The following is a 13,252-nucleotide window of genomic DNA, read 5'->3' on the forward strand; positions in this document are numbered from 1 at the left end:
GCGTACACTTCAGTGCACGCCTTTTTAAAATTTTCATCCGAGAAGGCTAAAAATTGCAGCTCTCGATTTCGGTTACACGAAGTGTATTTACCATCCCCTTTTCCTTAATGGGCATGGCTGCCAAACTTACGAGCATATCGCCCACCTCCAAGAAACCTTTTTTGCAGGCTATCTGGTTTACATCCTCAATGGTCTGGTCGGTAGAGACAAACTTATCGTAGTAAAAAGCCTTTACTCCCCAAAGCAAATTGAGCTGGGTTAGTATTCTCTTGTTCGAGGTAAACACCAAAATATGGGCCGAAGGTCTCCAGGCCGAAATCTGAAAGGCGGTGTACCCACTGTTGGTCAATGTGGAAATAGCTTTTGCCGAAATTTCATTGGCCATTAACGCTGCATGGTAGCATACCGATTTTGTAATGTATCGCTTGGTTCGGATGTGTGGTGGGTTCTGCGGTACTTTGATCAAGCTAGATGCCTCCACACTGGTCACGATACTCGCCATTTTTTCAATTACCTGCACAGGATAGTTACCTACCGAGGTTTCTCCTGAAAGCATTACGGCGTCCGCCCCATCCATTACCGAGTTGGCGACATCGTTCACCTCCGCACGTGTCGGTGTAAGGCTGGTGATCATGGTTTCCATCATCTGTGTGGCGATAATTACCGGTATCCTTCCTTTTTTGGCGCTCAAAACCAATTGTTTCTGCACTAGAGGAACTTCTTGGGCGGGGATTTCCACACCCAAATCGCCACGGGCCACCATAAGTCCGTCGGAGGCCTTTACAATTTCATCGATATTTTCCAAAGCCTCTGGCTTTTCAATTTTGGAGATTACTGGGATTTTGTGTTCCGTATGCTCCTTGATCAGGTTGTGGAGGTCGTGCAAGTCTTGCGCATGACGCACAAAGGACAAGGCAATCCAATCCACATCCTGCTGGATAGCAAAAATGGCATCCTTAATGTCTTTTTTGGTAAGGGCCGGCAACGAAATATTGGTGTTGGGCAAGTTCACCCCTTTCTTTGATTTCAAAGGTCCCCCTTGAATCACTTTGGCGACCACTTCGGTCTCCCCGTTGGTTGACTTTACCTCAAATATCAATTTCCCATCATCCAAGAGAATACGCTCTCCTGCTTTCACGTCCTTGGGAAAATTCTTGTAGTTCATGTACACTCTCTCGGCTGTACCTTCAAAAGGTTCGCCGGTCACAAAGGTAACTTCATCACCAGGGGCAACGATGGCTTCGCCTCCCATGACACCGACCCTAAGTTTGGGCCCTTGCAGGTCTGCAAGTATGGCGGTGTTGATTTCCAACTCCTCATTAAGTTCCCTGATCATTTTAATTCGCTCAGCAACATCCTCATAGGAAGCGTGGGAAAAGTTTATCCTAAAAACATCCACTCCGGCAAGGATCATTTCCCTAAGGGTTTCCTTTTTACTGGTGGCCGGACCGAGGGTTGCTACAATTTTAGTCTTCTTTCTAGTTGGCATTGTTAAAAGATTAAATTTCTTTTTGATTTTAAGTTTTGTGTGTCCAATGGGTATGCGGTGATTACCTTTCCTATTTGTTTGATGGCCCTGAGCTTTTCAGCATAAATGGTTTCATCTGCTGCATCCACTTTCAAAAAATAATCCACTTCCTTTTTTTCCTTCACCAAATGGCCTATCCTTTTGGATACATTACTCTCAAATAAGCCTATGGAAGCCATCTCTTCTTCGGTTTCGCACTTGTTGGCAATCAGTGTCCAGTACATATCGTTTATCTCATCTTCCCAGTCAAAAACGGAAAAGGCCATATTTTCATCAAAACAAAGGTCTTTCTTCATCCGTTTTAGATAAAGTCCACAATTGGAATTTATAGCATAGGCCATGGCATAATCTTCCAAATCACTGTGGATGGCAATGAGGTGAAAACTATCATCATAAAGGTCTGCCGATATCTTGTGCGTAGTTAACATGCCCATAACACGAACTGTAAATATAGGCTTATTACGAATGATTGCCTAGTCAATACAAAACAATACACTTATAAAATAAGCGAAAACGTTTGAGTTTACCATTATTTAAAGTCACTGTTTTTCTATCTTGCTCTGTAAGGCAAAGTATGCCCGTTTGGATGCCTTTTCCTCTGCCTTTTTCTTGGAGGTGGCCCTTGCTTTGGCCAACATCCGGTCGCCAATGGTAAGTTTTACGGCAAAATGTTTGAGTTCATCATTCCCTGTATCCTCGTACACATGGTAATTAAAGGACTTTTTCTCTTTTTGGCACCATTCTATCACCAAACTCTTGTAACTGATGACCTTGCCTTCCAACTGATCGATGTCCACATAGGGCTCTATCACGCGTTCGTCAATGAACTTTTCGCAATAAGTATAGCCCCTGTCCAAATAAATGGCGCCAATCAACGCCTCGAACACATTCCCGTGGATATTTTCCCCAAAATGTTCCTTAGGGATACGGCTTTCCACATATTTTAAAAGTCCCAAATCTTTGCCCAGTTCGTTCAAGTGCTTTCGGCTGACTACCTTGGACCGCATTTTGGTCAGATATCCCTCATCCCCTTCGGGCACTTCATTGTACAGATATTTGGAAATGATGGTACCCAACATGGAATCTCCCAGAAATTCCAACCTTTCGTAGTTGATAGGGTTTCCATTATCGTCCTTTTTGTTCATGGAACGATGAAGAAATGCCGTTTTGTAAATGGTCAGATTCTTGGGTTTAAAGCCAAGGATTCTTTTCATACCCAAAAAAAAATCCCCATCCGAGTTGGGATGGGAATTGAATATTTTGGAGGTGAGTTTCATGTTACAAAACTACCCTAATTTTTTGAATAAAAGACAGGCGTTGTGTCCTCCAAAGCCAAAAGTGTTGCTCATGGCCACCTTTACCTCCCGTTCTTGGGCCTTGTTCAAGGTCAAGTTGAGGGATGGATCTATTTGATCGTCTACCGTGCTGTGGTTAATGGTCGGGGGCACCGTATTGTGCTCCATGGCCAAAATGGAGGCAATCGCCTCAATGGCCCCGGCCGCTCCCAGCAAGTGTCCGGTCATGGACTTGGTAGAGTTAATGTTGATTTTTGGTGCATGGTCCCCAAACACTTTGGATATGGCCTTAAGTTCGGCCACATCTCCCAATGGTGTTGAAGTACCATGTGTGTTGATGGCATCTACATCCTCTGGGTTCAATCCAGCGTTCTGCAAACAGTTTTCCATTACTTTGACCACACCAATACCTTCTGGATGAGGAGCGGTCATGTGGTAAGCATCGCTCGAAAGACCTCCGCCGAGCACTTCGGCATAAATCTTGGCTCCACGTGCTTTGGCATGTTCGTACTCCTCGAGTATAAGCGCTCCGCCACCTTCGCCCAATACAAAGCCATCCCTTGTGGCATCGAAAGGTCTTGAAGCCGTTTCAGGGCTATCGTTTCTGGTGGAAAGGGCATGCATGGCATTAAATCCGCCCATACCTGCTATGGTTACCGCTGCCTCGCTGCCTCCGGTAACGATAACATCGCAATGTCCCAATCGGATATAGTTGAGTGCATCGATCATAGCATTTGCTGACGAGGCACAAGCAGAAACAGTGGTATAGTTAGGACCCATAAATCCATGTTTGATGGAAATGTTCCCCGGTGCGATGTCTGCAATCATTTTTGGGATAAAGAAAGGATTGAAGCGCGGTGTACCGTCACCTTCGGCGTAACCGATCACCTCGTTTTGGAAGGTTTCCAATCCGCCTATTCCAGCGCCCCAAACAACTCCTACCCTAAACTTGTCCACAACGTCCAGGTCAATTCCTGAGTCCGCAATGGCCTCGTCCGAAGATACTAGGGCGTATTGGGCAAATCTATCTAGTTTTCTTGCCTCTTTCCTATCGAAGAAATCCATTGGGTCGTACCCTTTGAGCTCGCATGCGAACTTGGTCTTGAATTTTTCGGTATCGAAATATGTTATGGGGGCAGAACCGCTCTTACCGGTCCGTAGTCCTTCCCAATAAGCTTTCAAATTGTTACCTATGGGGGTTAACGCTCCCATTCCGGTAACTACAACTCGCTTTAACTGCATTGAACTATTTTTTTACCCTTTAGACGTTAATTATAAAAAAAATTATCCATGCGATAACAACCACATGGATAATTTTTAATCTTTAGCGATATATCATATAATTACTTAGCTTCTTCTATATAGCTAATGGCCTGACCCACAGTGGCGATGTTTTCTGCTTGGTCATCTGGTATCTGAATATCAAATTCTTTCTCAAACTCCATGATAAGTTCAACAGTGTCCAAGGAATCCGCTCCTAAGTCGTTGGTAAAGCTGGCTTCCGCTACAACTTCGTTTTCATCCACACCTAGTTTATCAACGATGATAGCCTTTACTCTTGATGCAATGTCTGACATAATTATTGTGGTTTTAAAAATTTAAATCGTTGGCAAAAATATAAAACTTTGGATTAAATACACTATTTGACGATAAAATGTGACGTAAATTAAAGTTCTTAAAATACTGTACCTTACTTTAGCCATCGTAATTTAATTTAAAATCCCGTCAATTCCTAACGAATGAAACGAATTGTAATCTTTGCATCGGGCAGCGGTTCCAATGCCGAAAACATTATTTCCTTTTTTAGCGAAAAACCCCAAGCAGAGGTGGTGGCAGTGCTCACCAATAAGAGTGCCGCCAAGGTGCTCGAACGTTGTGACCGTATGGGAGTACCTGGATTTTATTTTAACAAACCTGCTTTTAGGGAATCCGATGCTGTTCTTCGCCTTTTGAAGGGGTTGGAGGCAGATCTGGTTGTTTTGGCCGGCTTTCTTTGGAAGGTTCCAACCCATCTTATCGAAGCATTTCCCAACAAAATCATCAACATCCACCCTGCATTGTTGCCCAAATATGGCGGAAAGGGCATGTATGGAGATAGAGTGCATCAAGCCGTAAAGGCAAATCAAGAAACCGAAACGGGAATCACCATTCACTATGTCAACGAAAACTACGATGAAGGCGCCATCATCTTTCAGGCAAAAACCAAAGTTGACCCTTCAGACACTCCAGAAACCATTGCCCAGAAAGTCCATCAATTGGAATATGAGCATTTCCCAAAAGTGATAGAAATAGTATTGTCCTAATGGCCAAGAAAAAGAAATTTTATGTGGTTTGGAAGGGAAAGCACCCGGGCATTTTTGAGTCTTGGACAGATTGCAAGGCCCAAATTGACGGCGTAAAAGGTGCGCAATACAAATCGTTCGCCACTTTTGAGGAGGCCAAAAAGGCCTTTAATGGCAACTATTTGGAATACAAAGGCAAATCCAAGAGCAAAAGCGAACTAAGTCCCGAGGAACTTTTAAAAATCGGCGAACCCAATTACAATTCCATTGCCGTAGATGCCGCTTCAAGCGGAAACCCCGGAAAGATGGAATACCGCGGTGTGGACACCAAGACCAAACGGGTTCTTTTTCATCAAGGTCCGTTTGAGCAGGGAACCAGCAATGTAGGCGAATTTTTGGCATTGGTGCACGGACTTGCCTTTCTACAACAAAAAAAGAGCGACCGAATCCTGTACTCCGATTCCCGAATTGCCATTGGTTGGGTGCGCAAGAAAAAGTGTGGTACCAAACTGGAAAAAACCGTTAAAAATACCCAGCTTTTTGAACTGATCGAACGGGCGGAACTTTGGCTCAAAAAAAATAGGTTCAACACCCCAATTGTGAAGTGGGAAACCAAGGCTTGGGGAGAAATCCCAGCCGACTTTGGCAGAAAGTAACCTGTCTTTGTGCGGATATTTCCATTTTTTTCATAATTGGAACGCCCTTTATACAAATTGGAAAGGGTAAACCGTATATTTGCACCAAAATTTAGGGAATGGGTAAATTACTGATTGTGGGAACCATGGCATTCGATGCCATTGAAACACCGTTCGGGAAAACTGGCAGAATACTGGGGGGCGCAGGAACCTTTATAGGTTTGGCCGCTTCACAGTTTGATATTGACTCCGCCATTGTATCCGTTGTGGGTGATGACTTTCCACAATCCTACATGGATATTTTAAAGAACAAGGACATTGACCTTAGCGGCGTGGAAGTTGTGAAAGGGGGCAAAACATTTTTCTGGGAAGGAAAATATCATAACGACCTCAACTCACGGGACACTTTGGCCACCGAGCTCAATACCTTGGCCGATTTTAACCCTGTTGTTCCCGACCATTATACCGATGCCGATATTGTGATGTTGGGTAACCTGCATCCCAATATTCAGTTGAGTGTAATTAATCAGATGGAAAAACGACCAAAACTTATAGTTTTGGATACCATGAACTTTTGGATGGACAATACTTGGGACGATTTGATGAAGGTGATTTCCAAAATAGATGTGATTACCATTAATGACGAAGAGGCAAGACAATTGACCAACGAATATTCTTTAGTGAAGGCTGCGGCCAAAATTCAGGAGATGGGTCCCAAATACGTGGTGATCAAAAAAGGGGAGCACGGAGCACTTTTGTTTCATAAGGAGCAAATTTTCTTTGGCCCGGCGCTTCCTTTGGAAGAGGTTTTCGATCCCACGGGAGCAGGTGATACCTTTGCCGGTGGCTTTGCAGGCTATTTGACCGAAGCAGGGAATATCTCTTTTGAGAGTATGAAAAATGCCATCATCCACGGCTCCAATTTGGCGTCGTTCTGTGTGGAACGCTTTGGTACCGAACGGATGGTGGATCTAAAAAAGAGCGAGGTGGATGGCCGCCTGGCTCAGTTTAAGGAGTTGACACAGTTCAATATTGAATTAACATAAATGTTTGCCCTGAGAATTTCGGGGCATTTTTTATTAGGTTTATTATGAGTGATCCCATTAAGCACGAATGCGGAATATCATTGATCCGTTTGCTTAAACCCTTGGAGTACTACAAAGAAAAGTACGGTACAGCTTTTTACGGCGTAAACAAGATGTACCTAATGATGGAGAAGCAGCACAACCGCGGACAGGACGGTGCCGGTTTTGCAAGTATCAAAATGGATATGGAACCCGGGGAACGGTACATGAGCCGTGTACGATCGGCCGAGCAACAGCCCATTCAAGATATCTTCGCCCAGATCAACAATCGCATCAATACCGCTTTAAAGCAAAATCCCGATCGGGAAGATGACGTGGCCTGGCAGAAAAAGAACATCCCATACATCGGAGAACTTTTGATGGGACATGTTCGCTACGGAACTTTTGGAAAAAACAGTATAGAAAGTGTACACCCTTTTTTGAGGCAGAACAACTGGATGCACCGTAACCTTATTGTTGCCGGAAACTTTAACATGACCAATGTTGATGAGCTCTTCGGAAATCTGGTGGAATTGGGACAGCACCCCAAGGAAAAGGCCGACACTGTAACGGTGATGGAAAAAATTGGCCATTTTTTGGATGATGCCGTTGCCAAACTTTACAAACAGATCAAAAAAGAAGGTTATACCAAAAGAGAGGCCTCAGCACTTATCGCCGAACGATTGAACGTAGCCAAAATCTTAAGGAAAGCTTCCAAAAACTGGGATGGCGGTTATGCCATGAGCGGACTTATAGGGCATGGGGATGCCTTTGTGATGCGGGACCCTGCGGGAATCCGTCCGGCCTATTACTATCAAGATGATGAAGTTGTGGTCGTAGCATCGGAACGGCCTGTGATCCAAACCGTTTTCAATGTAAATTTTGAAGATGTGCACGAGTTGGACCCCGGTCATGCCGTAATCATCAAAAAAAGTGGTTCCATGGCCTTGAAACAGATTTTGGAACCTACGGAACGTAAAGCATGTTCTTTCGAACGCATCTATTTCTCGCGTGGTAGCGATAAGGAAATCTATCAGGAACGAAAAAAACTGGGGAAATTGGTTTTTCCAGAAATACTGAAGTCCATCGACAACGATTTGGAGAATACTGTTTTCTCCTATATACCTAACACCGCGGAAACGTCGTTCTTTGGAATGGTGAAAGAAGCACAGAATTACCTCAACAAGAAAAAGGAAGAGCAGATTCTGGCCATGGAAGGCAATATCGATAGAGAAGAGCTTCACCGAATCCTCGCCATCCGCCCGCGGATTGAAAAAGTGGCCATTAAGGATGCCAAACTTCGAACTTTTATTACACAAGACAGTAGTCGTGATGATTTGGTGACCCATGTTTACGACATTTCCTATGGTTCCGTAAAAAGCACGGACAATCTTGTGATTATCGACGACAGTATTGTTAGAGGTACCACACTGAAGCGTAGTATCCTCAAAATTTTGGACCGATTATCACCAAAGAAAATCATAGTAGTGTCCTCGGCTCCACAAATCCGCTATCCGGATTGTTACGGTATCGATATGGCCAAACTGGAAGATTTTGTAGCCTTTAAGGCGGCAAAGGCACTTCACGAGGATCACGGCACCACCCATTTGATTGAAGAAATCTATCATAAGTGTGTGGCCCAGACCAAGGCGCCGAACAAAGAGGCCATCAATCATGTCAAGGAGTTCTATGCACCTTTCTCGGCCAAACAGATTTCCAAAAAGATTGGAGAAATCCTGTGTCCAGAGGGCATCAATGCAGAGGTTGAGATTATCTATCAAACCATTGAAGGGCTGCACAGCGCCTGTCCAAAAAATTTGGGTGACTGGTACTTTACCGGAAATTACCCAACTCCGGGAGGAAATAGGGTGGTCAATAAGGCCTTTATCAACTTTTTTGAGGGCAAGAACGAGCGTGCCTATTAACCCAAAATGGCTTAAAAAAGGCTGAAAATGTACACTTTATCGATGAATCCCGTAAAACAGCGTCTTTTTATACGACCAGCAAAGAGCAATCCTACTTTAGTAACTGCCATAGCATAAGTAGGTTAAGTTCATGGTAAGATTTGGGGCAAAAAAGGTGGAAGCTATTCCACCTTTTTTATTTTGCATACTTCTCATAGCCCTAGCATTTAAGCTACTTTTCTTGATATTTATCAATTATTGGAGTTCAACATACACTTCAACCCATTTACAGGAGTTTCGTCTAAAAGCTTACGCAAGAAATAATCCTCCGCCTTACTTTTGGAGGACCATAGCATAAGTAGGTTAAGTTCATGGTAAGATTTGGGGAAAGAAGGCGGAGCATGCTCCGCCTTCTTTATATTTGACTACCAAGGTTTTATCCATTTTATCGATGAACTGCACGTTTTCTTTTTCTTCAAAAAAGTAAAATATTTTTTAAAACCCTTTGTTATTTCTCACAATACCAGTATTTTAGTCTCGCCATAGCATAAGTAGGTTAAGTTTATGGTAAGATTTGGGACGAAAAGGGTGAGGACTTCCTCGCCCTTTTCTATTTTGAAAAAATTCGAAACAAAAAAAGCCGTGCACCAAGTGCACGGCTTTTTATTTATGAATGAACTAGTTACTATTTACTAGCTGCATAATTTTCGGAAACCTTGTCCCAATTGATCACATTAAAGAATGCAGCAATGTAATCCGGTCTTAGGTTTTGGTAGTGCAAATAGTAGGCATGCTCCCAAACATCCAAGCCCAAAATTGGGTATCCCTCACAAGCTACTCCGGGCATAATGGGGTTATCTTGGTTAGGAGTGGAGCAAACTTCCAATTTACCGCCTTTGTGCACGCACAACCAAGCCCATCCAGAGCCAAACTGCGTAGCTGCAGCATTGGAGAACTTTTCTTTAAAGGCATCGAAGGATCCAAAAGCCTCATCAATCGCGGAAGCCAATTCACCGGATGGTTTTCCGCCTCCGTTTGGGGACATTACTTCCCAGAACAGGCTGTGGTTAAAAAACCCGCCTCCATTGTTCCTCACGGCTCCGTTGGACATGTCCAAATTGGAAAGAATATCCACGATTCCCTTCCCTTCCAAGTCAGTTCCTTCAATGGCACCGTTCAGTTTGGTGGTATATCCATTGTGGTGCTTGGTATGGTGGATTTCCATGGTTCTAGCGTCTATATGAGGTTCCAACGCATCGTATGCATACGGTAATTTAGGTAATTCAAAAGCCATAATTATCTTGTTTTTTTAGGTTATTAATCTATTCCCGTAAAAATACGGATTTTAACATTTATATTCCGCTAAAACCATGTTAACATGAGGTAAGGAATTCTTATTTTGCAGGAAAAACGTTTTTGGAGGGGTCTAATTTCAAAATATACAGCGCATCAGCCGGTTCGGGCAAAACCTACGCCCTGGCCAAGGCCTACCTCACCTTACTGCTCTCCAACGATTCACCGGTAAAGTTTCGTCAAATACTGGCCATTACCTTTACCAACAAGGCGGTGGAGGAAATGAAGACCCGGATTCTGGACAACTTGTTCGCTTTTGGACAAGAAACTGTTCCCGAAAAACAGAAAAGTCTGTTCGTTACCCTTTGTGAAGAACTTTCCTTAACGGAGGAAGAATTGCGACAACGTTCCCAACTCATCCTAAAACGGATTCTTCATAACTATTCCTTTTTTGAAATTTCTACCATAGATAAGTTCAACCACAAAATCATAAAGACCTTTGCCCGCGATCTCCATCTGTCCCAAAATTTTGAGGTAGAGCTCAATCAGGATTTATTGTTGGAAGAGGCCGTAGGGCGCTTGTTGGAACGTGCAGGAAACGATGAAGAGCTCACCGAAGTGTTGATTGCCTTTTCCCTCGAAAAAATCGATGATGATAAAAGCTGGGACATTACTTACGATTTGATGGAAATCGGGAAGCTACTGTTCCAGGAAAACCACGCCGAGCATATTGAACCACTCCGTGAAAAATCCATTTCAGATTTTACCCAAATTCAAAAGCTGATTGCCTCAAAAAGCAAGGCCATTCAGGAAAAAGTGAAACAGCTTGCGCAGGATACGCTTTTGGAGATTGAGAACTTAGGGTTTGAATTGAATGATTTCCCCAGTGGAACGCTTCCAAATCATTTTAAAAAAATATCCGAAGGCTTTATTGACATTAAAAGATTATATGCCAATAAGCTCGAAGAGAATTTAAGAGAGAACAAAAAAATCCTTTACGCAAAAGACAAAAGGGACTCTTCTGTTTTAGCTTCTGCCGTTTTAGAGCAGTTTTTACTTATAAAGAAGGACCTCCATCAACTGGTGTATCTTCAAAACATCTACGGCAACATCGTTCCAATGACCGTCTTGAACGAAATCGCCAAGGAAATCAAACATATTGAATTGGACAGGGACATTGTGCCCATCTCGTCCCTGAACGCCATTCTGTCGAAAGAAATCAAAAACCAACCGGTTCCTTTTATTTACGAGCGAATGGGCGAAAAATACCGTCATTACTTTATCGATGAGTTTCAGGACACCTCCAAAATGCAATGGGAGAACCTATTGCCCCTTATTGGCAATGCCTTGGAGAGTGAGGATGAAAGGCACCAACGTGGATCCTTGTTTTTGGTGGGCGATGTAAAACAAGCCATTTATCGCTGGCGAGGTGGCAGGGCCGAGCAATTTCTCCATTTGATCAACGGAAATTCGCATCCTTTTGTAGTGGAACCGAGCGTGCACTCCTTGGATACCAACTGGCGAAGCCAAGACGAAATTGTAAACTTTAATAATAGCTTTTTCACTGTTTCGGCACCCGTCTTGGCCCAAGAGGATTATCGCAATCTTTTTTTGAACGACTCGCATCAAAAAACAAACAACAAGCCAGGCGGTTACATTCAGCTATCCTTTTTGGATGCCGATTTGGAGGATAAGGACCAAGCATACTGCGAAGAAACTTTAAAGTCGATTCAGTTTATCATTTCTGAAAACCATTCTTATGCGGATATCTGCGTTCTGGTCCGTGATAACAAAAAAGGAATGTTGTTGGCCGATTTCTTGGCCCAGCACCAAATTCCTATCATTTCTTCGGATGCGTTATTGCTCTCCAAGAATGAAAAGGTGATTTTTTTGATTTCCATCCTCCGGATTTTCGAAAATCCCGCAGACCGTGAGGCGGCTTATCATATATTAAGGTATATAAGTGCAGATGGAGAGGGTGAACACAGTTTCATTTCCCAACATTTGGATGATATCGTACCTTTTATGGCCAACGAGCATGGTTTTGATTTGAACCAATTAAAAGGTAAGCCCGTGCTCACCATTTTGGAAATTGCCATAGTTCAATTTAAACTCAACCAAGGTTCCATAGCGCATATTTCCTTTTTGATGGACGAGGTACTCGACCTTGAAAAGAGGGATGGCCCAAGCGTTTATGCCTTTTTAAATTATTGGGAAACCAAAAAAGAATCGCTTTCCATTGCCGCACCGGACGGAGTGGATGCAGTAAAGATCATGACCATCCATAAGGCCAAAGGGCTTGAGTTTCCGTTTGTGATATTTCCGTTTGCCGATTCACCTTTGATCAAAAGGGACAAAAAGTCGTGGGTTGCCGCCACATCCCAAGAAGACGAAATAGGGCTGGATGAGTTCCTTTTGAACACCAAGAGCGATATGCTGGAATATAACCCCATAACACAGGCCAAATATGTGGAAGTGGAGCAAAAGTCTTTATTAGATGCTATGAACGTGCTGTATGTGGCCCTCACCCGTCCCGAAAAAGGCCTGTTCATTATTACAGAAAAGAGCAAAAAGGAGATCGCAAGCATCGAAACTGCTACATCCTACCAAGACCTTTTCCAGTGGTACGTTCAGCAACAACATGTAAAGGAAACCGAACACGGCGTCTATACCATTGGTGTTTTTCCTTCGGAAAGCGGTAGGAAAGCTGCTGAGCCTGCAGAGAACTATATCCCCTACATCTCTCGAACCAAAACAGACAGTGGTTTCACCATTTCCACCACATCGGGTCGCCTGTGGGACGACGAACGCTTGGAAGCCATCGAAATGGGGAATGTTATCCATTTTGCATTGAGTCAAATCAAAACAGCAAAAGATGTAGACCCCATTTTGGAGCGTTTGGAAATCGAAGGACATTTTCCAAAAGAGGCTTCTGCGGACATCAAACAAAAAGTATTGGACGTTGTGAACCATCCGAAATTGGCTGACCTTTTCTCGGAACATCGTACCATTCTAAACGAGCAAGAGATCCTGACAACAGATGGAAAATCCTTGCGTCCCGACCGAATTGTTCTGGATGGAAAACGGGCTACCATCATCGACTACAAAACAGGTAAAGCCTCCCCAAGGCACAAAGAACAGATTGCCAACTACGGAGCTGTTTTGAGCGAAATGGACTTTAAGGTAAAACAATCCATTATTGTTTATATTGACCAACAAATAGACCCTATTTTTGTATAAACCTATTTAAA

At 43.4% G+C, this 13,252-nt stretch carries 11 protein-coding genes; 5 read left to right on the plus strand and 6 right to left on the minus strand.

Going from position 1 to position 13,252, the window contains the following annotated elements; genetic code table 11:
• Positions 1–46: 46 nt before the first annotated feature.
• The 5 genes from pyk to ABNE31_RS02175 all read right to left on the minus strand — a co-directional run bounded on the left by pyk (position 47) and on the right by ABNE31_RS02175 (position 4,400).
• Positions 47–1,489 carry a pyruvate kinase gene (gene pyk, locus ABNE31_RS02155; RefSeq protein WP_179383131.1) on the minus strand — a complete coding sequence of 481 codons (1,443 nt, stop codon included), beginning with the start codon at positions 1,487–1,489 and terminating at the stop codon, positions 47–49.
• Between the two features lie 2 nt (positions 1,490–1,491).
• The gene (locus ABNE31_RS02160) at positions 1,492–1,962 is read right to left on the minus strand and encodes an IPExxxVDY family protein (RefSeq protein ID WP_349352197.1); all 471 of its coding nucleotides are present in this window, start codon (positions 1,960–1,962) and stop codon (positions 1,492–1,494) included.
• Between the two features lie 105 nt (positions 1,963–2,067).
• Positions 2,068–2,805, minus strand: coding sequence for a ribonuclease III (gene rnc, locus ABNE31_RS02165; RefSeq protein WP_349352198.1), 738 nt, complete (start codon positions 2,803–2,805; stop codon positions 2,068–2,070).
• A 9-nt stretch (positions 2,806–2,814) separates the two neighbouring features.
• Entirely contained in the window at positions 2,815–4,065 is a 1,251-nt protein-coding gene (fabF, locus tag ABNE31_RS02170) for a beta-ketoacyl-ACP synthase II (protein WP_179383134.1), read from the minus strand.
• Between the two features lie 101 nt (positions 4,066–4,166).
• Positions 4,167–4,400, minus strand: coding sequence for an acyl carrier protein (locus ABNE31_RS02175; RefSeq protein ID WP_009778413.1), 234 nt, complete (start codon positions 4,398–4,400; stop codon positions 4,167–4,169).
• A gap of 162 nt (positions 4,401–4,562) precedes the next feature.
• Here ABNE31_RS02175 and purN point away from each other — a divergent pair, with 162 nt between their 5' ends.
• The 4 genes from purN (at position 4,563) to ABNE31_RS02195 (ending at position 8,729) form a co-directional block, all read left to right on the plus strand.
• The gene (gene purN / locus ABNE31_RS02180) at positions 4,563–5,126 is read left to right on the plus strand and encodes a phosphoribosylglycinamide formyltransferase (RefSeq protein WP_349352199.1); all 564 of its coding nucleotides are present in this window, start codon (positions 4,563–4,565) and stop codon (positions 5,124–5,126) included.
• A complete protein-coding gene (locus ABNE31_RS02185; RefSeq protein WP_349352200.1) occupies positions 5,126–5,761 on the plus strand; it encodes a ribonuclease H family protein in 636 nt (211 codons plus the stop codon). Before purN ends, ABNE31_RS02185 begins: the two co-directional genes overlap by 1 nt.
• A 98-nt stretch (positions 5,762–5,859) precedes the next feature.
• Positions 5,860–6,786 carry a PfkB family carbohydrate kinase gene (locus ABNE31_RS02190; RefSeq protein WP_349352201.1) on the plus strand — a complete coding sequence of 309 codons (927 nt, stop codon included), beginning with the start codon at positions 5,860–5,862 and terminating at the stop codon, positions 6,784–6,786.
• Positions 6,787–6,830: 44 nt separating this feature from the next.
• The gene (locus ABNE31_RS02195; protein ID WP_293280976.1) at positions 6,831–8,729 is read left to right on the plus strand and encodes an amidophosphoribosyltransferase; all 1,899 of its coding nucleotides are present in this window, start codon (positions 6,831–6,833) and stop codon (positions 8,727–8,729) included.
• Between the two features lie 664 nt (positions 8,730–9,393).
• Here the strand turns inward: ABNE31_RS02195 and ABNE31_RS02200 are convergent.
• Positions 9,394–10,002 carry a superoxide dismutase gene (locus ABNE31_RS02200; RefSeq protein WP_127140257.1) on the minus strand — a complete coding sequence of 203 codons (609 nt, stop codon included), beginning with the start codon at positions 10,000–10,002 and terminating at the stop codon, positions 9,394–9,396.
• Between the two features lie 122 nt (positions 10,003–10,124).
• Between ABNE31_RS02200 and ABNE31_RS02205 the strand changes: the two genes are divergently transcribed.
• The gene (locus tag ABNE31_RS02205; RefSeq protein WP_349352202.1) at positions 10,125–13,241 is read left to right on the plus strand and encodes a UvrD-helicase domain-containing protein; all 3,117 of its coding nucleotides are present in this window, start codon (positions 10,125–10,127) and stop codon (positions 13,239–13,241) included.
• The last annotated feature ends 11 nt before the right edge of the window (positions 13,242–13,252 follow it).

The organism is Flagellimonas sp. MMG031, from assembly GCF_040112705.1.
Lineage (GTDB): Bacteria > Bacteroidota > Bacteroidia > Flavobacteriales > Flavobacteriaceae > Flagellimonas.

What these genes read in the sequence shown, in the direction of transcription:
- ABNE31_RS02195 (WP_293280976.1), top strand. Translation starts at nt 6,831, where the DNA reads ATGAGTGATCCCATTAAGCACGAATGCGGAATATCATTGATCCGTTTG.
- purN (WP_349352199.1), top strand. Translation starts at nt 4,563, where the DNA reads ATGAAACGAATTGTAATCTTTGCATCGGGCAGCGGTTCCAATGCCGAA.
- ABNE31_RS02160 (WP_349352197.1), bottom strand. Translation starts at nt 1,962, where the DNA reads ATGGGCATGTTAACTACGCACAAGATATCGGCAGACCTTTATGATGAT.
- fabF (WP_179383134.1), bottom strand. Translation starts at nt 4,065, where the DNA reads ATGCAGTTAAAGCGAGTTGTAGTTACCGGAATGGGAGCGTTAACCCCC.
- pyk (WP_179383131.1), bottom strand. Translation starts at nt 1,489, where the DNA reads ATGCCAACTAGAAAGAAGACTAAAATTGTAGCAACCCTCGGTCCGGCC.
- ABNE31_RS02200 (WP_127140257.1), bottom strand. Translation starts at nt 10,002, where the DNA reads ATGGCTTTTGAATTACCTAAATTACCGTATGCATACGATGCGTTGGAA.
- ABNE31_RS02185 (WP_349352200.1), top strand. Translation starts at nt 5,126, where the DNA reads ATGGCCAAGAAAAAGAAATTTTATGTGGTTTGGAAGGGAAAGCACCCG.
- ABNE31_RS02190 (WP_349352201.1), top strand. Translation starts at nt 5,860, where the DNA reads ATGGGTAAATTACTGATTGTGGGAACCATGGCATTCGATGCCATTGAA.
- ABNE31_RS02175 (WP_009778413.1), bottom strand. Translation starts at nt 4,400, where the DNA reads ATGTCAGACATTGCATCAAGAGTAAAGGCTATCATCGTTGATAAACTA.
- rnc (WP_349352198.1), bottom strand. Translation starts at nt 2,805, where the DNA reads ATGAAACTCACCTCCAAAATATTCAATTCCCATCCCAACTCGGATGGG.